We start from the raw sequence: 21,651 nt of genomic DNA on the forward strand, positions 1-21,651 counted from the left end.
GCCATGAAGGCACGACTAATTTATAATCCAACATCGGGTAAAGAATTACTTAAAAAAAATCTAGCAGATATTTTAAATGTTATGGAGCAAGCAGGCTATGAATCAAGTGCTTATGCGACAACTCCAGAACCATTTTCAGCAAAAAAAGAAGCTAACCGTTGTGGTTTAGCAGGATTTGATTTAATTGTTGCAGCTGGTGGAGATGGCACGATTAATGAAGTAATTAATGGTATCGCTCCTCTTGAAAGTAGACCGAAATTAGCTATCATTCCTGGTGGCACAACAAATGATTTTGCCAGAGCTCTTCATATTCCACGTGACAATGTGGTTAGCGCAGCAGAAGTGATTTTAAAAAACCAAACAATTAAATCCGATATTGGAAAAGCAAATGATACTTATTTTATGAATATTGGAGCAGGTGGCTATTTAACAGAATTGACTTATGAAGTTCCTTCACAGTTGAAAAGTGTTTTTGGCTACTTAGCATACTTAGTTAAGGGAGCTGAAATGCTTCCACGAGTAAAACCAATCGATATGAAATTAGAATATGATGATGGAGTATATGAAGGGAAAGCATCTATGTTTTTCCTAGGATTAACAAATTCAATTGGTGGGTTTGAGCAAATTGCACCTGATGCCCAACTTGATGATGGAAAATTTTCATTAATTATCGTAAAAACAGCAAATGTCATTGAAATAATGCATTTAGTTGCAATGATGATTAATGGAGGAAAGCATGTTAATGATAAACGGTTAATCTATACTAAAACATCTAAACTATATGCAGAACCAAAAGATAAAGATTTTCGAATGATGATCAATCTTGATGGTGAATATGGTGGAGATGCACCGATGACTTTTGAAAATTTAAAACAACATATTGAAATTTATGCTAATTTGGATGAGATTCCTGATTCAGCTGTTTCAGGTGATATGGAAGAAGCCTCAGATCAGTTTATTAAAGAAGTTGAACAATTGACAAATGAAGATATTGATGGTGACGGAGTTATTGCAGACAAAGAGTAAAACTAAAGGACGGACTATATGACAAACATAAAAAAAGAAATACCTGTAACTAAGAATGATAAAGTATGGGTGGTCATTGAAGATCTAACTCACGATGGACGTGGTGTAGGAAAAGTTGACTATTATCCAATTTTTATTGAAAATGCAATTCCAGGTGAGGAAGTAGAAGTACGCGTATTGAAGACAACGAAAAAATTTGCTTATGGAAAAGTATTACAATGGAAAGTAAAAAGTGAAAACCGTGTTGAGGACGTTGAGTCCGACTGGATAAGAACTGGTATCGCACCATTACACCATATGACTTATGATGCACAATTACAATTTAAACAAAATCAAGTTGAAAAGGTGATACACCGAATTGGTGGGTTTGATAGCGTTGAAGTAAAGGCAACTAAGGGAATGGAAGTACCATCAAAATATCGTAATAAAGCACAAATTCCAGTTAGAAAATTGAATGATCGTCTAGAATTTGGATTTTTTAGAAGAAATAGTCACGATTTAGTACCTATTGAGGATTTTTATATCCAAGAACCAGAAATTGATGCTGCTCTTATTGCAATCAAACCAATTCTTGAACGCTTTAATGTCAAACCATATGATGAAAAAAATCAAACAGGCAATCTAAAAAATATTGTTATTAGAAAAGGTCATTATACGAATCAATTAATGATTGTTTTAGTAACGAAAAAGAAAAAAATCTTTAAAATTGGAGAAATTTGTAAAGCAATTGTTGAAGAAGTTCCAAATGTCTCTTCAATGATTCAAAGTATTCATACGGAAAATAATAATGTTATTCTAGGTAAAGAATTTGTCCGTTTATATGGTGATGAATTTATTGAGGATGAACTGTTAGGTAATACCTATCAAATTTCTGCAAAATCGTTTTATCAAGTTAACACGAAACAAGCTGAATGTTTATATCAAGAAGCAATAGACCGTGCTGAATTAAAGAAAACTGACGTTGTAATCGACGCTTACTGTGGTATTGGGACGATTGGTTTATCTTTAGCAGATAAAGTATCTAAAGTTTACGGTGTTGAAGTCGTAAGTGATGCAATTGAAGATGCGAAAAAAAATGCTGAAATTAATCACATTGAAAATGTAGAGTTTGAAGTAGGTAAGGCAGAATATGTATTTGATAAATGGTTAGAAGAAGAGATGAAACCTAATGTCATTATAGTTGACCCGCCAAGAAAAGGTTTATCTGAAAGCTTTATTGAAGCAAGTGCTAAAATGAATCCAGAAAAAATTGTTTATATCTCTTGTGATCCAGCAACATTTGCTCGTGACTTGAAATTATATGCTGATCTAGGTTACCAACCAGATTATGTTCAACCTATTGATATGTTCCCACAAACATCGCATATTGAGTGTGTTACTGTTTTAAAAAAATAATTAAAAAAGGTAGAAAAACGAATTCGTTTTTCTACCTTTTATTTGAATAGAGAATCTAAAAGAATACATTGATCATAATAATTCGAATTTGCTAAATCGTTATTAGAGGTGACAATAATTGCAGTACTTTGATTTAGCTTAGTGAAACTTTTGAGAATAGGCATAAGGTTAAATAAAAAAAGGCTTGTATCTATTTGATTTGAAGAAGTATCAAAAATAATAATATTTTGTTTCAAAATCAGCGCCCGAATGATTTGAAATATCATTTGTTCATACTCAGACAATTCGTTAGCACTCTGTTTTAAGCTCTTGTCATTAAGTTTAAACTTGATAATTATCTGATTAATTTGGATTAAAAAATTTTCTTTTTCCTTTTTTGGAATACCTAAAAGTAAGTTGTCCTGAACACTTAAAAAGGGTAACATAATATTTTTTCTTCCCATTACAGCATAAAAGTTGAAAGAGTTAATTGCTTGAAAAAAAGATAAGATATCCTTTCTTTTATCAGTTGTTTCTTGTTCTAAAATAATAGTTAGTTTTTCTGAGAGAAGCGAAGCAAATATTGCTTCTTTATTTTGTTTGTCATAAATCATTCAGGTAATACCCTCCTATACGAACAGAGTGAAATGTAGCTTGAATACCCTGCTAAAGAACCGATAATAGTTGTTGCAATTAAAATAAGTGAATTTCTAATGTAATTTTTTAAAGTATTTTTAAAAGAAATTTCCTCAAAACTCACATCAAAAAGCGATACTTTATTATAGGGTAAAATAGTTTTAGTATCATTCTTAGATGACATCTTTTTTTTATTTTGATTAGTTGTATTTGTTAAATCTGCATCTTCATGAGTTTGAGTAAAAACTAATGACTGTTCTTCAAAATAATTATCAACTATTTTTTTATTAATATTGACACTTTCATTAATAAATTGCCCATGAAATAAAATGAGTAATAATAGAAGTGATGATATACTAATAAAAATTGGAGAAATAAGTTCAAGTAAAAGATATTTTAAGATGTGTGAACGCTTGATACCGATGTAATACATTGAATCAATTTCATCTTTTCTGATTTTTGAAGCATAAAAGCTGAGTAAAAAAAAGAAAACAATGGAGAAAAAAACTAAGGCTAAAAATAGATCATTATAAAAAGAAGTTACGTAGTGATTACTTTCAATCAATTGATCATTTAACCCACTGGTTATCTGAGGCAAAGCACTTCTGAGAGAATCCCATTTATTCATAATATATTTTAATGTAATATTTTGTGTCTGTACCAATTGTGAAATTAAAGTAAAAGAAAATAAGAATAATGAGAAAATTAAAAAATAAAAAATAGTTATTTTTTTATGATATTTTGCTGCGACAAAAGATTGTTTTAAAGTTGTCATTATCTCACCTCCATAATAAAAATTATACCTATTAGTTGTGAAAAAAATATGAATAATAACAAATAAAAAAAAGACTTTGGTTGCAAAAGCCAAAATCTTTTTTTAAACTATTTATTTTCTTCTGAAGAAGAGCTACCACTCGTTTTATTATCTTCTTTGCCGTGGTAGTCTTGATATGTTTTTGTTTCATACATATCTTGAGTTGACTTGTTTCCATGTTTTGAATAAACACTTGTTGATTTTTTACCTTTTTCTTTTTCGATAGTTTCAAGTTTTTCTAACCCATTTTTATAATCATAATCTTCAGGTTTAACAGGTTCTAGTCCACTTTCAGTATAGAATCGTAATAAATCTCCATTGGTTAAAGCATCAGACATATTTAACTGAGTACTAGCTTTCTCTCTTGCTACTTCAACTTCACTTGCTTGATCTTCCGTTAAAGTTTCAAGTAATTCACCTGTTTCATTTAAATAAACTGATTGTCCAATGATTGTATACTTAGGAGTTTCAATTGTTCCGTTTCTAAATGCAACTACTTGATCGTTGTCTTTTGAGAAGAAGTCCTGACCTAATTGAATATACTTAGATGAATCAACACCAAGTAAATGTAGAAGCGTAGGCAAGATATCGACTTGTCCACCATAAGTTTCAGAAACTTTTCCGTCTTTCTGACCAGGAATGTGGAACATAACAGGAACACGCTGCATTTGAGCGTCATCAAAGTCATTCCAATCATCTTTGGATTTACCAATTAAATCTGCAAGATATTTATTTCTAGAATTTGAAATACCATAATGGTCACCATACATGACAATCATTGAATTTTCATAAAGGCCACTTTTCTTAAGATAGTTAAAGAATTCTTCAACAGCTTTGTCTAAATAATTAGCTGTTGCAAAGTAGCCATTGATTGTTGGGTCCGGTGTATTAGCAATAGGAAATCCTGCTTCTTCATCTTTAAATTGAGAATAAGGATAATGATTAGTTACAGCAATAAACTTAGAATAGAAAGGTTGTTGCATATGCTCTAAATATTTTACTGATTGGTCCATAAACGGTTTATCATGTAAACCGTATTGGAATGAATTACTTTCATTAACATCGTAATAACTAGCATCAAAGAAATAGTCATACCCTAAATGTTTATAGGTTTCGTTTCTATTCCAGAAAGCTCCACCATTACCATGGAATACAGCACTAGTATAACCAGCTTCTTGATTTAAAATAGCTGGAGCTGCTTGGAACGTATTTTTATCACCTAGCTGTGTAAATAATGGTCCTTGACCTAAGCCAAAGAAAGAATTTTCTAACATTGTTTCTGCATCACTTGTTTTACCTGAACCAACTTGATGGAAGGCATTTTTAAAGCTGTATGTTTCATTTGAATGATATAGGCTATTTAAGAACGGTGTGACTTCATGTTCAACGCCATTTTCATCTTTTAATTTGTAATCAATTAAAAATTGTTGGAAACTTTCTAAGTGAATATAGATAACATTTTTTCCTTTAGCAATACCAAACATGTCTTTGTTTGGTTCTGATTGATGATCTTTAACGTAGTTTTGAACGTCAACTAAATCATTCTCGCTAGCTTGAGCACGTCGTTGGTTAGCATGATATGTTTGAACGCCATCATAAACGGTAAAAACATTCATACCTAGATATTTGACAATGTGATCACGTGAAAAAGTTCTTTTTAATAGCTCTGGGCGATCCATTTCGGCTAAAGTTAAGTTAGCTGAAAAAAGAAAAACTGCAAAACAAGTAATCGCAAGAGATGTTCTTGCACGGATTGGTCTTTCATCAAGCTTGATCTTTTTGAAAAGTAATAAAAGAGTCAAGACTATAATATCTATCCAATATAAAAAGTCATATGGACGGAACATGCGTAAGGCACTTTCTCCAAGTCCAGAAGAAACTTTACCTGCACCTAACATTGTATTAACCGTAATAAAATCAGTAAATTCTCTGTAGTAAATGACATTAGAGAATAGTAGTAATGTGGTTAAGGATGAAATAATGATTAAGGCAGTATAGGCTCTTTTAGGATTTTTTACATAAAGTGCTGCTGAGAATAAAAATACTGTCGTAGCAATTGGACTTATGAATAAAATGAAATATTGAAAGACACTTTCAATTCCTAAGTTAAAATCTACTAAGTAGGCAAATATATTCTTAGCCCAAAAGAGAACAGACATTAGTGTGAAGAATCCTAATCTTGTATTTAGTAAATTTTTATAATAATTATGTTTCAAAGTTAAACTTCCTTTCTTACATTCCAACCCTTGTTTAGTAAAAATTATTTTATTAAACATTCCCTAATATTTTACCCTTATCAAATTGAAGTGTCAATTAGATTAGGGTGTATTAAGTAAAAATTAAGACTTTAGACGGAGATAAAAAAATGTGGATTGAGTACCTTTAAACTGATATAGTATAAATAGTATAGAATTTTAAGGAAAAGGGTATTTTAATGAAACGTATAATTTTAAAGAATCAAGCAATAACTAAATTTGATAAGAAGTACCCCTTAATTAAGAAAGAAGATTTAGCATCTGAAAAAGATGTGATAAATTCTGAATGGGTTTCTTTTTTTAGTCAATCAAATCAGTTTTTGGGATATGGCTATTTAGGCATTCAAAATAAAGGATACGGTTGGATTTTAAGTTTTAAAGAAAATCAACCAATAACTGAGGAATTATTGAAAAGTAAAATAGAAGTGGCTATTGATAAAAGAAAGCATTTCTTTAATGATGAGCAAACAACTGCCTTTAGAATTTTAAATGGCGAAGGAGACGGTTTTGGAGGAATTACCATAGACTGGTATAATAATTATCTGGTCGTTTCTTGGTACAACCAAACAATTTATGATCATAAAAACGAACTAATAAGTATTATTACTAATATTTTACCGGATTTAGATGGAATTTACGAAAAAGTTAGATTCCGTTCAGATACATTACCAGAATCACAATTTATTATTGGCAAGCAAGCTGAGGAACCTTTGATTGTTAAAGAAAACGGTGTTAATTACGCAACTTATCTAAATGAAGGATTAATGACAGGAATTTTCTTAGATCAAAAAGAAGTAAGAGATTGTTTGATTGATGGATTAGCAAGTGGAAAAACATTGCTTAATACATTCAGCTATACTGGTGCTTTTTCAATTGCTGCTGTTGCTGGTGGGGCGCTCCATACAACGAGTGTTGATTTGGCTAAGCGGAGTATTGAAAAAACAGAAGAACAATTTCAAGTAAACGGTATAGATCCTGAAACACAAACGATTTTAGTTATGGATGTTTTTAATTATTTTAAATATGCTGAAAGAAAAGGGCTATCCTTTGATGTGGTTGTTCTTGATCCACCAAGCTTTGCCAGAAATAAAAAGAAAACATTCTCAGTAGCAAAAGATTACGGTAAGTTAACAACAGAAGCGGTAAATTTAATTAATAACGATGGAACTTTGGTTGCTTCAACTAATGCAGCAAATGTTTCGTTCAAAAAGTTTGAGAAGATGGTAGAAAAGGGTATACTTGATTCGGGACGTCAATTTAAAAAAGAACGTATTTTTAGATTACCAAGTGATTTTGTTGTGTCTGATACTTTTTCAGACGGCGACTATTTAAAGGTGTTAATCTACAAAATAATTTAATAAACAACAAAAAGATGGGATAGATGTGTTATGTCTAAATTAAAGGTTAGAAATCTTACACTTGGTACAGGTCAACCAAAAGTATGTGTTTCTTTAATTGCGAGTAACTTTGAAGAGTTATTTGCAGAAGCAATGCGTATTAGTCAAATGGATTGTGATTTGATTGAATGGCGCGCAGATTATTTTATGTATGTTAATGATATTTCTTTTATGAGAAAAGCGGCTTATTTTATTCGTTATGCAATAGAAGACAAGCCTTTAATTTTTACATTTAGAACACTTGATGAAGGTGGCGGGCAGTATATTGAACCAGATTATTATTTTGAACTAAATCGATATATGGTTCATACTGGATTAGTTGATATTATTGATATTGAATTTGCTAAATTAGTTGATTCTGAAACAGATTTAATTAGATTTGCTAAGCAAAATAACGTAAAAGTTTTATTGTCTAATCATGATTTTGTCGAAACACCAACAGAAGCATTGATGACTGAGATGATATATGATATGCGTTATCTTGGGGCAGATATTTGTAAACTAGCTGTTACACCAAACGATATGCAAGATGTATTAACTATTTTACAAAGTTCTGATAACATTCAAAGGGAAAAAGAAAATATACCGTTTGTTTTAATCGGGATGGGAGAAGTTGGAAAGTTAACTCGAATGACAGGTGAATTGTTTGGTTCTGTTATGACATTTGCTTCATCGGGTAAATACAAATCAGCATCTGGACAAATGACAATTCGTCAACTTAGAAAAGGTCTAGATGTTATGAGTTCAAAGAGTGAGGGTGTAGATTTTGGCAAAGAAAAAAACGCATAAAACAAATGCGATTCGCTTGTTAGAAAAAAAGAAAATACCTTTTGAGATTTCAGAATACGCTTGGTCAGAAGACCATATGGGAGCTAAAGATGCAGCAGAGCAACTAGGCGTTGATAATTCAGAAATTTATAAAACTCTAGTAGCTGTTGGTAATAAAACGGGACCAATCGTCGCGGTTGTTCCTGGAGATAAAGAGTTAGACTTAAAAAAAATCGCAAAAATAAGTCAAAATAAAAAAGTAGATATGTTGCCTATGAAAGAACTGGAGCCTTTAACAGGTTATGTCCACGGAGGCTGTTCACCAATAGGTATGAAAAAGCAATTCCCTACTTTTTTTGCAGTAGAAGCAGAAAAATTGGAAACATTCCGATGTTCCGCAGGTATGAGGGGATTACAAATGCAAGTAGCACCTCAAATTTTAGTTGATTTATTAAGAGGCAAGTTTGCTGATATTACTGTTGAGTAATTAAAAAGAAATTAAGTTAAAGTGTTTTTGAACACTTAACTTAATTTCTTTTTTAGTAAGTAAAATAACTAGCAATCTCAGCAGCATTTTTTCCTGCAACATGTCCCGTAACAAAAGCGGCTGTGATATTGAAACCTCCTGTGTAGCCGTTGACATCAAGAAGTTCACCAGAAAAGAAGAGACCATTAATCAATTTACTTTCCATTGATTTTGGATTAATTTCCTTTAATTCAATACCGCCACCTGTAACAAATGATTTGTCGAGAGGATAAGTATCGTAAACAGAGAATCTAAAATCTTTTATTTCATTGATCAACTGTAATTTTTCAACATCAGTTAGTTGTTTTAGACTCTTTGATTCATCGATTTTTAAATTGCTAAGAAGAAATTCTAAGTATCTTTCAGGGAGTAAGTTTCTAAGCCCGTTTTTAACTGATTTATTGCCTTGTTCTTCAATTCGATATTCAATCTCTTGAAGCAAGTCGCTGTCAGAATGGTTTGGTAGTACATCTAATGTGAGAGTAACCGTCTTATACCCTTTTTCTAATTCTTTATTAACAAACATACTGCATCTTAAAGCAGCAGGTCCGGAAATACCAAAATGGGTGAAGAGCATATCCATTTCATGAGAAACGATAACTTTTTCTTTTTCATTTAAAACAGATAACTTAATATCTCGTAATGACAACCCTTGTAAGATTTTTTTCTCGATAAAAGTTTCTTTTGAACGAATAGGAGACTCTGTTGGAAAAAGGGGAGTTACACTATGCCCTAATTTTTTTGCAAGTTTGTACCCATCTCCAGTAGAGCCAGTATATTGAAATGTTTTTCCACCAGTAGAAAGAATGACACAGTGAGCGGAGTATTCTTTTCCTTCGTCTGTTTTAACACCAGTAATTTGTTTGTTTTCTGTTAAGATTTTTCTCACAGTAGTCTTCATCATAAGTGTTACGTTATACTCTTTTAATTTTTTAGCTAATCCCTCTACAATGGCTTTTGAGGTGTTTTCTACAGGAAACAATCTACCATGATCTTCTTCCTTTAAGGGAACCCCATTTGATTCGAAAAATTCCATAATATCATAGTTATTAAATTGAGAAAAAGCACTGTAAAGAAATTTTCCATTTCCAGGGATAAAATTTATAATTTCCTCGGGTGGTCGATTATTGGTAACGTTACATCTACCACCTCCAGTAAGTCTTAATTTTTTTCCAAGCATTCTATTTTTATCGATAACAGCAACTTTGGCACCAGTTTCAGCTGCTGAAATAGCAGCCATCATTCCACTTGTTCCGCCACCAACAACAATTACATCAAAATCAGTCATTATTTTCCTCCTAGTAGTTATGCGCCTTTTATTCTAACATAAACAGTAAATGTTTTTGTAAATTTTAAATTTTAAGCTATACTATGTCTAAATAAAAAAAGGTGTGTGATAATATGACAGAAATTAAACAATATTTAGAAAACTTAGAGAATAATCTTAAAGCTAAGTATCCAAATCAAAAGGAATACTTACAAGCTGTCGCAGAATTCATGGGAACCATTGAACCTTTTTTAAATCAAAATCCAATCTTTGTAGAAAAGAATATTTTAGAGATGCTGCTTGTACCTGAAAGATTGATTGAATTTCGAATTCCTTGGATGAGTGACTCAGGTGAGTGGAAAGTTAACACAGGTTACCGAGTTCAGTACAATTCAGCTTTAGGACCATATAAAGGCGGTATGAGATTTCATCCAACTGTTAATCAAAGTATTATGAAATTTTTAGCTTTTGAGCAAATATTTAAAAATAGCTTAACTTCTTTACCCATTGGTGGAGGAAAAGGTGGAAGTGATTTTGATCCTAAAGGAAAATCAGAAGGTGAAATTATGCGCTTTTGTCAAAGTTTAATGCAAGAGCTTCAAAAGTATATTGGACCAGATCAAGACATTCCTGCGGGGGATATTGGTGTTGGTGGACGTGAAATTGGTTACTTGTTTGGTGAATATAAACGTTTAAATAGTTATCAAGCAGGCGTATTAACGGGAAAACCATTATCTTACTGGGGAAGTTTAGCTCGAACAGAAGCAACAGGTTATGGGTTAGTTTATTTTGTTGAGCATTTATTAAATGATCAGAAGGATAGCTTTGCAGGCAAAAAAGTTTTAGTTTCAGGAAGTGGAAATGTTGCAATTTATGCCATTGAAAAAGCACAAGAATTAGGAGCGACGGTTTATGGTTGTTCTGATTCTTCAGGCTATGTAATAGATCCAGAAGGAATTGATCTTAATTTAGTTAAAGAAATTAAAGAAATCAAACGAGACAGAATTAAAACATATTTGGAAAAAAAACCTAAAGCTAAATTTGTTGAAAAAGGCAATATTTGGTCGGACGAACTTTATTTTGATATAGCACTACCATGTGCTACTCAAAATGAAATATCAGAAGAACTTGCCAAACAGTTAGTGCAAAATGGTGTTCAAATAGTAGCAGAAGGCGCTAATATGCCGACAAGCTTAGAAGCCTTGGAGGTTTTTAAAGAAAATAATATTTTATATTGCCCCGGAAAAGCATCAAACGCAGGGGGCGTTGCAGTATCAGCGTTAGAAATGGCACAAAATGCGCAAAGATTACCTTGGACTTTTGAACAAGTAGATCATGAGTTAAATCAAATTATGAAAAATATTTATGAAACATGTCGTGATACTGCTAACCGCTATGCAAATAAAAATGATTTTGTATCAGGAGCCAATATAGCAGGATTTGAAAGAGTGGCTAAAGCAATGCTAAGTCAAGGATTGGTTTAATTTGTGTTACAAGTAACATCTTTTATTTTTTTCTGAAAATATGATGTGAAAAACCTGAAAGAATGTTAAAATGTAACTATAGTAACAACAAATAAACATGTAAAAAAATAGGAGGATGATTATGTCTCATATTAGTTTTGATTATTCTAAAGTCGGAAAATTTATTGGTGAAAACGAATTAGGGTATATGCAAGCAGAAGTTAGTGCAGCACATAAAGTACTTAGAGAAGGAACTGGAGCTGGTAGCGATTATCTAGGATGGATTGATTTACCTGTCGCTTATGATAAAGATGAATTCGCAAGAATTAAACAATCTGCTAAAAAAATCCAATCTGATTCTGAAGTTTTAGTAGTAATTGGTATCGGTGGTTCTTATTTAGGAGCTAAGGCAGCAATTGATTTCTTGAATCATTCTTTTTACAATTTATTAGATGGTGATGAAAGAAAAGCACCTCAAGTATTTTTCGCTGGAAATAGTATCAGTTCTTCATACTTAACTGATTTAATTCATGTTATTGGAGATCGTGATTTTTCAGTTAATGTTATTTCTAAATCAGGCACAACAACAGAGCCGGCAATTGCATTTAGAGTATTTAAAGAGTTACTTGTTAAAAAATACGGTAAAGATGAAGCTAATAAACGTATTTATGCAACAACTGATAAAGAACGTGGTGCAGTAAAAGTAGAAGCAGATGCTGAAGGATGGGAAACATTCGTTATTCCAGATGATGTTGGTGGACGTTTCTCTGTACTAACAGCTGTAGGACTACTTCCGATTGCAGTTACAGGAGCAAGCATTGATGATTTAATGAAAGGTGCTGCTGATGCTCGTGAAGCATATAGTTCAGATGACTTAGCAACAAACGAAGCTTATCAATATGCTGCATTACGTAATGTATTGTACCGTAAAGGAAAAGTAACTGAGTTGTTAATTAATTATGAACCAAGCTTACAATATTTTTCTGAATGGTGGAAACAATTATTCGGTGAATCAGAAGGTAAAGATCAAAAAGGAATTTACCCTTCAAGTGCTAACTTCTCAACTGATCTACATTCTTTAGGTCAATATATTCAAGAAGGTCGTCGCAATATCTTTGAAACAGTTATTAAAGTCGATAAAGCACGTCATGAATTAGCAATTCCAGAAATGGATAAAGATTTAGATGGATTAGGATACATCCAAGGAAAAGACATTGATTTTGTTAATACAAAAGCTTTCCAAGGAACTTTATTAGCTCATACTGATGGAGATGTTCCTAACTTTGTAATCACTATTCCTCAAACAGATGCTTATACACTAGGATACTTAATGTATTTCTTTGAAATCGCGGTAGGTATCTCAGGATACTTAAATAGTGTTAATCCATTTGACCAACCAGGTGTTGAAGCTTACAAAAAAAATATGTTCGCACTTTTAGGCAAACCAGGATTTGAAGATTTAGCTAAAGAGTTGAATGAACGTCTGTAAAAATTATGAAAGGTTGTGACTTAAAAGAGTCCAACCTTTTTTATTAATACTACTAATATTTACTAATCGTATGATAAAATAGTTATTATTGTATGATTGGAGATAAAATATGGATAAAAGAGAAAGTAATATTGACGTTTTTAAAGGAATGGCTATTTTTTTTGTTGTATTAGGCCATATCCCAGAAGTTCCTAAGGATGTTTTTAATTACATTTATTCTTTTCATGTGCCACTGTTTTTCTTTTGTTCAGGATATTTAATGTATTTAAGTAAACAAAATACAATTAATTTCTTATACATAAAAAAGTTGTTAAAAAAAATCATGCTTCCGTTTTATTTTGCTTATATTTTTTCTTATTTAGTAACTTTATTTTTTGAATCTGATAAAAGAAATTTTCTTTTCTTTATTGAGTTTCTCAAGGGAGGTTTATTAGGTTCACATTGGATGGATGTAAATAACTTTCCTCTATGGTTTTTACCATTATTTTTTGTTAGTACTTTAACATTTAAATATTTAACAAAATTTTCAATAAAAATTATTATAGGAATTGCTTCAATCTGTTTTTTTATTTCCCCACATGCTTATCTGTTTTTGAAAAATCCAGAAGAAAATATTTTTTGGAGTATTAATGTTTTATTTCCTGCTATTTTTTTCATGTCTTTGGGTTATTTAATGAAGTACTTAAATGCAATTGACTGGTTTGACCATCAATTAAGTCCATTTGTCTCCTTAACATGTGGAGGATTAGGTTTAATTATTGCGTTTGTGTTTCCTTCTGAAATATTGTATATAGAAAATTATTGGTACTTGATTGGTGCAGTTTTAGCAATGATATTTTTCATTTGGTTAAATAAAGACAATCAAAATAATATCATTCGATACTTAGGGAAAAATTCAATGATAATTTTAGTTATGCACAAAATAATAAATTACATATTATTGGAAATAGGCTTTGATAAGTTTTTAAAATCAATTAATTTAACTGGAATCATTTACGCTTCATCTTTTGCTGTAATTATAATCATTTTTTCAATTTCTCCTTTATTCGTTCATTCTTTGACAAAAAAAATAGAGGAAAAGCAGCTATCTAATTTATCAAATTAAGAACTTGATTAGAAATGTCAGAAAGCGTTTACCATTATACCTATATTTATTGTAAAAAAGATCACAAACAGGTAGATTCACAAACTTCTTTGTGCTAATTTGAGCATGTAGTTGAAATTGAGGAGGATGTTTAACAATGGCGATTGAAAAATTTGAAGCAGTTGTAGAAAACGTAGCAGGATTGAAAGTATCATGTAAATCAAGAGATTTTGAATTTATTTTAGATGAACCAAGAAATTTAGGTGGAACTGATACTGGAATGAATCCAGTTGAAGCTTTATTAAACTCTTTAGGTGCTTGTAAAGTGATTGTTGCTAAAAGCTTTGCTAGATTGCATAAAATTAAACTAAAAAGTATTCGTATTGAACTTGAAGGAGAACTTGATCCAGATGGCTTTATGGGAAAAAATCCAAATGCTAAAATTGGATTCTCAAAAATTACAACTAATTTCTTTATAGAAGCTGATAATACAGATGAAGAAATTGCAGATTTTGTTGATTTTATTAACAGAACTTGTCCAGTAGCAGATACGATTGAAAACGGACCAGAAATGATTTCTAATATTATTAAATAAGACTAAGTAGAAGTAGAGATTGACTCAACGAAGAGACAATCTCTTTTTTTGTTGACGTATTTCGAAAAATATCATTTTTATATATTCATTTGAATGTAAGCTAAATCCGATTAAAAAAAGGTGTTTACAAAAATTATCAAATTATTAATCAATTAACATTAAAAAAAATCTCACAATTTGTTCAAATTTTTATTTAACAAACTATTAAATATTTGTTATAATTCATTGCGTGTATTTAGAAAAGGGTAGGTGAATATATATGGCCAAGAAAAATGGGCAAGGAACATCAAAATTAGTGTTACGATCAGTTTTAGTGATTTATTTGATCGAATTAGTATGGTTTCTTTATTCTCAAGTAGTAAAAAAAATGATGAACGGCCAAACAATTGATATTCAAACAAAAGAATTGGCTATCATGTTAATCGTTGGTCTTTTAGTAATTTTAATTCTATTTATTTTAAAAAGGTCCAGAAAAATCGGTGGAATTTTAATAGCTGTTTTGGTGGGTAGTGTACTTCTTTTTTGTATAGCTGCTCCATTATTAGATGTTTATCTTCCAATCGTTTGGCAAATTTTCCAAGGCTTTAAGTAAGATGCTGATTTTTCAGCATCTTTTTTTATTTTATTAGATGTTATCGGTTTTTTTCTGAAAGCGAGTATGATAGACTGTATACAGTGAAATAAAAGGAATGATATCAATGTTAAATCTTTCAGATAAAAGACAACATTTTCGTTTTCCTGTTTACGATGATGAAACAGGAGTTAAATTACCTAAAAAAAGAAATCGCGAGTTTTTAAAAGATATATTAGATGATGGTTTTGTTTATTCAAAACAGGCCCCCGTTAAACGAGAAGAAAAAATAGTTAATAATTATAACATGGATCCTGTTGAAATAATCGATGCCCCAGACTACTTCGGACATGATGGTTTAGAAGATACAGAAGATATTTCAGCAGCACCCAAAACTCAAAAAACTGCATTTCATGAAAAAAGAATAAAACTAGATCAAAAAACAGTACCAGTAAAAAATAGTGGAACTTATGTCGAACCTGAAAAAAAAGACTATAAATCCCCACAATCTTCGTTTTCAAATAAATTTTTTGAAACGGATAATTATGGTAATGCTAAACATCAAAAAACAGATAGTAGACGATCAAAATTTGAATCTTCGTATGATTTACCAGGAGAGAAAGGGAAAAATATTTTTCAACCAAAACATATCCCTGCTTCTTTGATAGAAGATTCTTATGAAGAAGAACGTCCAAGACACAGTAGAGAACTAATTGTGGATGAGCTTAGAAAAGCATCATCTGATAATTTGCTGTTAATGGAAGAAGAGGTTATTTTAGATCCAATCATAGAAGAAGTTGAACCAGTGAGTACTTTAATTAATGAAACACCATCGTTGGATAAAAAGAAAAACCAACGACTTGAAAAAACATTATCTGGAATTATTGCTGAAGAAGGAAGTACTAAATTAGATAGTTATTATTTTGATTAGTGAATACTTACATAGGCAGGTCCTGTGTAAGTATTTTTTATTGATATTTTCTGTAAATTGTACGATAATAATTTAGATATTTGTATTGATATATTAAAAAGTGTATAGAAAGAAAAGGTGATTTTTATGGAGATTCATAAAAATAAAACATATCATTTTGTAGGAATTAAAGGATCAGGCATGAGCTCATTAGCTTTATTGCTACATCAAAAAGGCTTTACAGTTCAAGGTTCTGACGTTGAAAAATACTTTTTTACTCAAAGAGAATTAGAAATAGAGGGAATTAAGTTACTTCCTTTTGATGAAAATAATATTACCGATGACTTAGTGGTTATCGCTGGAAATGCTTTTCCTGATACACATGTTGAAATCCAAACAGCGTTAAAAAAAGGATTGAATGTAATTCGTTATCATCGTTTTTTAGGTGAATTTATTAAACTGTACACAAGTATTGCTGTAACTGGCTCTCATGGAAAGACAAGTACAACGGGATTATTAGCTCATGTTTTGTCAGGAATTAAACCAACAAGTTTTCTGATTGGTGATGGGACAGGGCATGGCGAAAAAGATGCAGAATTTTTTGCTTTTGAAGCTTGTGAATACCGCAGACATTTCTTGTCGTATAAACCTGATTATGGAATTATTACTAATGTTGACTTCGATCATCCTGATTACTATGAAAGCATTGATGATGTATTTAGTGCGTTTCAAGTTTTTGCAGAAGGTGTAAAAAAAGGAATTGTGGCTTATGGGGACGATGAGTATTTACGTAAATTAAAAGTGGATGTTCCTGTTTATTATTACGGTGCAACAGATTCAGATGATTTCCAAGCTAAAAATATCGAACGAACAACAGAAGGTTCAAGTTTTGATGTCTTTTATAACAAGGAATTAATAGGCAAGTTTACAGTTCCTGCATTTGGTTTCCATAATGTGATGAATGCTTTAAGTGTGATTTCAATTAGCTATTTAGAAGGCTTAGATATGGTCAAAGTTGCTCAAGAGATGATTACTTTTAATGGTGTGAAACGTCGTTTTAGTGAGAAAAAAGTAGCGGATATGATTTTAGTGGATGATTATGCTCACCATCCAGCAGAAATAGCCGCAACGATTGATGCGGCTAGACAAAAGTATCCGAATAAAGAAATTGTCGCTGTTTTTCAACCCCATACATTTACTCGTACCATCGCATTAATGGATGATTTTGCTACTTCACTTGATTTAGCAGATAGTGTTTATTTATGCGAAATATTCGGCTCAGCAAGAGAAGATGTTGGTGAAGTAAAAATTGAAGACTTAGGTGACAAAATTTCCAAAGGCGGTTCAGTTGTGAGCCTGGATGATATGTCAGCATTGTTAAATCATGAAGAAGCAGTCATTGTTTTCATGGGTGCTGGAGATGTTCAAAAATTTCAGGTTGCATATGAACAACTTTTAGGTAATACTATAAGAAATAACATGTAATGTTATTAACTTTGTTGGCAGAATAGGAGATTAAATCATGTTAAATTCCCCAAAAAAAGAAGGTAAATTAATTGATGAATTGTTTGAAGGTGAGTCTTTAAGTATCACTGAAACAATTGAAGATAGTCAATTATTGCTTTATTTAGGACTAACGAACGATGCGAATCCATTGTTTATTCAGCATAAGTATACAGAAAAAACGGAATATAAACGTCCGATTGTTCCAAGCATTATGTTGATGGGGATTATTTCAAGTGTTGTTTCAAAACATTTACCAGGTCCAGGATCTAACATAGTTAATTTATCTTTTAATTTAGTTCATCCAGTTTATCACTATGAAACATTAACGTTTCATTTTGAAGTAATCAAGATTGATTTAATGAAAGAAGTTGTGACTGTTTCGGTCAAAGCTCAAAATTACGAAGAAGTGCGCGTTCTTGATGCAGTGGTGATGGTGAAGCCAACAAAGGTGAAACAATCAGAAGAAAGGGACGTGATTGATAATGATGGACAATAATCATAATGTGGAAAAAACGGCTGGCCTATCTAAATTCTATAGTAAGGTATATGGCTATTTAGGTTTAGGTATCTTGGTCAGCGCAATAACATCGTATATTGTAATGAATATTTATCCAGCAGAAGTATTAGGATTTGTTTACGGAAGTAAGCTAAATTTCTTTTTAATGTGGGGTGTTCAAATAGCACTTGTTATTTACTTAGGTAAAAATGCATTCTCTAATTCTGGAAAATCATTAATTGGTTACCTTGCATATACGATATTAACAGGCATTACCGTTTCTGCGACACTATTCATGTATGAAGGAACAGATATTACTTTAGCCTTTGTGACTGCATCAGGTATGTTTATTGCTATGTCGATAGTGGGGCTTGTTATTAAAAAAGACTTGAGTGCTATGGGACATGCATTATACAGCTTATTGATTGGTGGAATCATTGCTATTTTCTTAAATATCTTTTTATTAAAGAGCTCAGTAGTTGATTTATTCATCTCTCTTGCTATGGTAGTTATCTTTTCCGGATTGATAGCTTACGATAATCAAAAAATTAAGCATTTCTACCAAGAGTTAGGTGAAGAAGCAGGTTCTAATTTAGCAATTTATTGTGCTATGACACTTTATCTTGATATTGTTAACTTGTTCTTATATTTGGTACGTATCTTTGGTAGAGACTAATAGTTAGAAATAACTTATAGGATTCTCTTAGCGTTAGCTAGGGGAATCTTTTTTTGATTTAAGTGGATTCTCTTCGCATTGTGTAGTGATTTTTGTTAAAATGATTGAGAATAGTTTGGAAATGGAGTGTATATATGTCAAAAAATAAATTGTTATTAGTAGATGGAAATAGTATCGCGTTTAGAGGGTTCTTTGCATTGTATCAGTCTCTGGAACGGTTTAAAAATAATAGTGGACTTCATACAAATGCACTTTATGCGGTGAATAATATGTTAGAAAATGTGTTAGAAAAAGAAAAACCAACGCATGTTTTAGTTGCTTTTGATGCAGGAAAAACTACTTTTAGACATGGTTTTTATGAGGACTATAAAGCTGGAAGAGCTAAAACTCCTAGCGAATTTAAAGAGCAAATGCCTTATTTAAGAGATTTAATTGAAGGTCTTGGTATGAAACATTATGAATTAGAAAATTATGAAGCTGATGATATCATTGGAACCTTAGCAACACGTGCAGATAAGGAAAAATTTGACGTGGTTGTACTGTCTGGAGATAAAGATTTAACTCAGCTAGCTTCTGATAATGTTCGTGTAGATGTTACTGTTAAAGGTGTTAGTGAGATTGAATCATATACACCTGATCATATCATGGAAAAATATGGTTTAACTCCAAATCAAATTATTGATATGAAGGGATTAGCTGGAGATCAATCAGATAATATCCCTGGTGTTACTAAAATAGGTGAGAAAACAGCTATTAAGCTTTTAAAAGAGTTTGGCACTGTAGAAGGCGTTTACGAAAACGTTGAAGACATGAAAAAAAGTAAAATGAAAGAAAACCTCATTAATGAGAAGGATGTTGCATTAATGAGTAAACGTCTGGCAACTATTAATGTGGATACACCGATTGAAGTAAGTGTGGACGATTTAGCTTTTAATGGAAAAGATTTAGATAAATTAATTCCTTTTTATAAAGAAATGGACTTTAATTCTTTTTTAAACAAACTTGATACAAGTTCCGTAGAGATGGAAATTACTGAAAAAAAAATGGTTAACTATCAATCAATTGAAACATTTGAATCTAGCATGTTTACAACGGACATGTCTCTTTATATTGAAATGTTAGATGAAAATTATCATACGTCAGATGTTGTTGGTTTTTCATTCGGTACTGAAGAAAAATATTTTGTATCAAATAATATTGAACTTCTAAATGATTCTTTATTTATGGAATGGCTAGAAGATGAAACAAAAACGAAGAAGGTATTTGATACTAAACGAACAGAAGTTGCGCTTAATCGTTATGGTATCTCACTTAAAGGAGTAAAATTTGATACGCTATTAGCATCCTATTTAATTGATTCGACAAATAATAGTGAAGATATTGCAGAAATTGGTCAAACATTTAACTATTATGAAGTTGATATTGATGAAGCCATTTATGGTAAAGGTGCTAAAAAAGGACTTCCAGAAGATGATAAGGTACTGTTTGAACATTTAGCAAGAAAAACAATGGCAATCAATGATTTGTATGAACCTTTAATGACAGAGCTTGAAGATAAAAATCAAATGGAGTTATTCACTGATATTGAACTGCCATTGGCTCATATATTAGGTGAAATGGAAATACAGGGAATTACAGTTAATGCTAGTCGTCTTCAAGAGATGAAAGGTGAATTTGCCCTAAAGCTTCAAGAAATTGAACAGAATGTTTATGAAGAAGCCGGCGAAGAATTTAATCTAAATTCACCTAAACAATTAGGTGTTATTCTCTTTGAAAAAATGGGACTTCCAGTTATTAAGAAAACTAAAACAGGTTACTCAACAGCAGTAGATGTTTTAGAAAAACTACAAGGACAATCTCCGATTATTGATTATATTTTAACCTATCGTCAAATTGCTAAAATTCAATCTACATACGTGGAAGGCTTGCTAAAAGTTATTTTTGAAGATAATAAAATTCACACACGTTATGTTCAAACGTTAACTCAAACTGGTCGATTAAGCTCTGTGGATCCTAATCTTCAAAATATTCCGATTCGACTAGAAGAAGGCAGAAAAATAAGAGAAGCCTTTGTTCCTAGAAATAAAGATTGGCAACTCTTTTCATCTGACTACTCTCAAATTGAATTACGCGTATTAGCGCACATTTCAAACGATGAGCATTTAAAAGCGGCTTTTATTGAAGGTCAAGATATTCATGCTAGTACTGCAATGCGTGTTTTTGGAGTTGAAAAGGAAGTAGATGTAGATGGTAATTTAAGACGTCAAGCAAAAGCGGTGAACTTTGGAATTGTTTATGGTATAAGTGATTATGGACTATCACAGAACTTAGGTATTTCTAGAAAAGACGCTCAAACTTTTATTGATACATACTTTGACAAATATCCTGGAGTAAAGGAATATATGGAAGAAGTTGTTCGAGAAGCAAAAGACAAAGGTTATGTCGAGACTTTATATCATAGAAGACGTTATTTACCTGATATTAACGCTAGAAACTTTAATATCAGAAGTTTTGCTGAAAGGACGGCTATTAATACGCCTATCCAAGGAAGTGCGGCTGATATTTTGAAAATCGCAATGATTCAAATTAGTGAAAAACTGAAAACTGAAAAAATGGAAGCGACTATGTTACTTCAAGTTCATGATGAGCTCGTTTTTGAAGCACCAAAATCAGAAATTCCTAAACTACAAAAAATCGTTGAAGAAACAATGGAAACAGCTGTTAAACTAAGTGTCCCATTAAAAGCAGATAGTAGCGTTGGAAATACCTGGTACGAAGCCAAATAATAAAAATTAAGA

19 protein-coding genes are annotated in these 21,651 nt (G+C 31.5%); 15 read left to right on the forward strand and 4 right to left on the reverse strand.

Annotated elements, in window-relative coordinates; genetic code table 11:
* The first annotated feature begins 3 nt into the window (after positions 1–3).
* Entirely contained in the window at positions 4–1,026 is a 1,023-nt protein-coding gene (locus RR554_RS01520) for a diacylglycerol kinase (protein WP_332462540.1), read from the forward strand.
* A gap of 27 nt (positions 1,027–1,053) precedes the next feature.
* Positions 1,054–2,421 (forward strand): 23S rRNA (uracil(1939)-C(5))-methyltransferase RlmD, encoded by a 1,368-nt coding sequence (rlmD, locus tag RR554_RS01525; RefSeq protein ID WP_332462645.1) that lies wholly within the window; start codon positions 1,054–1,056, stop codon positions 2,419–2,421.
* Between the two features lie 38 nt (positions 2,422–2,459).
* On the opposite strand, the gene RR554_RS01530 is transcribed toward rlmD, so the two are convergent.
* The 3 genes from RR554_RS01530 to RR554_RS01540 form a co-directional block, all read right to left on the reverse strand.
* On the reverse strand, positions 2,460–3,014 hold the full coding sequence (locus tag RR554_RS01530) for a hypothetical protein (protein ID WP_332462541.1): 555 nt from the start codon (positions 3,012–3,014) through the stop codon (positions 2,460–2,462).
* Positions 3,011–3,811 (reverse strand): hypothetical protein, encoded by an 801-nt coding sequence (locus RR554_RS01535; protein WP_332462542.1) that lies wholly within the window; start codon positions 3,809–3,811, stop codon positions 3,011–3,013. Before RR554_RS01535 ends, RR554_RS01530 begins: the two co-directional genes overlap by 4 nt.
* Before the next feature lie 107 nt (positions 3,812–3,918).
* A complete protein-coding gene (locus RR554_RS01540) occupies positions 3,919–6,066 on the reverse strand; it encodes an LTA synthase family protein (protein WP_443081309.1) in 2,148 nt (715 codons plus the stop codon).
* Positions 6,067–6,284: 218 nt separating this feature from the next.
* Here RR554_RS01540 and RR554_RS01545 point away from each other — a divergent pair, with 218 nt between their 5' ends.
* Genes RR554_RS01545 through ybaK form a run of 3 tightly spaced genes read left to right on the forward strand, consistent with a single transcriptional unit; the run spans position 6,285 to position 8,757 of the window.
* Entirely contained in the window at positions 6,285–7,463 is a 1,179-nt protein-coding gene (locus RR554_RS01545; RefSeq protein WP_332462543.1) for a class I SAM-dependent rRNA methyltransferase, read from the forward strand.
* A gap of 30 nt (positions 7,464–7,493) precedes the next feature.
* Positions 7,494–8,291 (forward strand): type I 3-dehydroquinate dehydratase, encoded by a 798-nt coding sequence (aroD, locus tag RR554_RS01550; protein ID WP_332462544.1) that lies wholly within the window; start codon positions 7,494–7,496, stop codon positions 8,289–8,291.
* Entirely contained in the window at positions 8,269–8,757 is a 489-nt protein-coding gene (gene ybaK, locus RR554_RS01555; protein ID WP_332467284.1) for a Cys-tRNA(Pro) deacylase, read from the forward strand. Before aroD ends, ybaK begins: the two co-directional genes overlap by 23 nt.
* A 52-nt stretch (positions 8,758–8,809) precedes the next feature.
* Here the strand turns inward: ybaK and RR554_RS01560 are convergent, their stop codons facing one another.
* Positions 8,810–10,084 carry an NAD(P)/FAD-dependent oxidoreductase gene (locus tag RR554_RS01560; protein WP_332467285.1) on the reverse strand — a complete coding sequence of 425 codons (1,275 nt, stop codon included), beginning with the start codon at positions 10,082–10,084 and terminating at the stop codon, positions 8,810–8,812.
* A 113-nt stretch (positions 10,085–10,197) separates the two neighbouring features.
* On the opposite strand from RR554_RS01560, the gene gdhA reads away from it, so the two are divergent.
* The 10 genes from gdhA to polA all read left to right on the forward strand — a co-directional run bounded on the left by gdhA (position 10,198) and on the right by polA (position 21,639).
* Positions 10,198–11,547 (forward strand): NADP-specific glutamate dehydrogenase, encoded by a 1,350-nt coding sequence (gene gdhA / locus RR554_RS01565; RefSeq protein ID WP_332467286.1) that lies wholly within the window; start codon positions 10,198–10,200, stop codon positions 11,545–11,547.
* A gap of 121 nt (positions 11,548–11,668) precedes the next feature.
* On the forward strand, positions 11,669–13,015 hold the full coding sequence (locus tag RR554_RS01570; RefSeq protein WP_332462548.1) for a glucose-6-phosphate isomerase: 1,347 nt from the start codon (positions 11,669–11,671) through the stop codon (positions 13,013–13,015).
* A gap of 109 nt (positions 13,016–13,124) precedes the next feature.
* Positions 13,125–14,120, forward strand: coding sequence for an acyltransferase family protein (locus RR554_RS01575; protein ID WP_332462549.1), 996 nt, complete (start codon positions 13,125–13,127; stop codon positions 14,118–14,120).
* Positions 14,121–14,256: 136 nt separating this feature from the next.
* A complete protein-coding gene (locus RR554_RS01580) occupies positions 14,257–14,694 on the forward strand; it encodes an OsmC family protein (protein ID WP_332462550.1) in 438 nt (145 codons plus the stop codon).
* Between the two features lie 259 nt (positions 14,695–14,953).
* Positions 14,954–15,286, forward strand: a complete 333-nt coding sequence (locus tag RR554_RS01585) for a hypothetical protein (RefSeq protein WP_332462551.1) — start codon at positions 14,954–14,956, stop codon at positions 15,284–15,286.
* Positions 15,287–15,392: 106 nt separating this feature from the next.
* Complete coding sequence (locus RR554_RS01590) at positions 15,393–16,196, forward strand: hypothetical protein (protein WP_332467287.1); 804 nt, start codon at positions 15,393–15,395, stop codon at positions 16,194–16,196.
* Positions 16,197–16,322: 126 nt separating this feature from the next.
* Positions 16,323–17,660, forward strand: a complete 1,338-nt coding sequence (gene murC, locus RR554_RS01595; protein WP_332462553.1) for a UDP-N-acetylmuramate--L-alanine ligase — start codon at positions 16,323–16,325, stop codon at positions 17,658–17,660.
* A gap of 34 nt (positions 17,661–17,694) precedes the next feature.
* Positions 17,695–18,177, forward strand: coding sequence for a MaoC/PaaZ C-terminal domain-containing protein (locus RR554_RS01600; protein WP_332462647.1), 483 nt, complete (start codon positions 17,695–17,697; stop codon positions 18,175–18,177).
* Complete coding sequence (locus RR554_RS01605; protein ID WP_332462554.1) at positions 18,164–18,853, forward strand: Bax inhibitor-1/YccA family protein; 690 nt, start codon at positions 18,164–18,166, stop codon at positions 18,851–18,853. The genes RR554_RS01600 and RR554_RS01605 overlap by 14 nt, the downstream gene beginning before the upstream one ends.
* A gap of 134 nt (positions 18,854–18,987) precedes the next feature.
* Positions 18,988–21,639: a DNA polymerase I gene (gene polA, locus RR554_RS01610; RefSeq protein WP_332467288.1), complete on the forward strand. Its 2,652-nt coding sequence runs from the start codon at positions 18,988–18,990 to the stop codon at positions 21,637–21,639.
* Positions 21,640–21,651 lie beyond the last annotated feature (12 nt).

Origin of the sequence: Vagococcus sp. (assembly GCF_036639995.1) — a bacterium.
Classification (GTDB): Bacteria; Bacillota; Bacilli; order Lactobacillales; family Vagococcaceae; genus Vagococcus.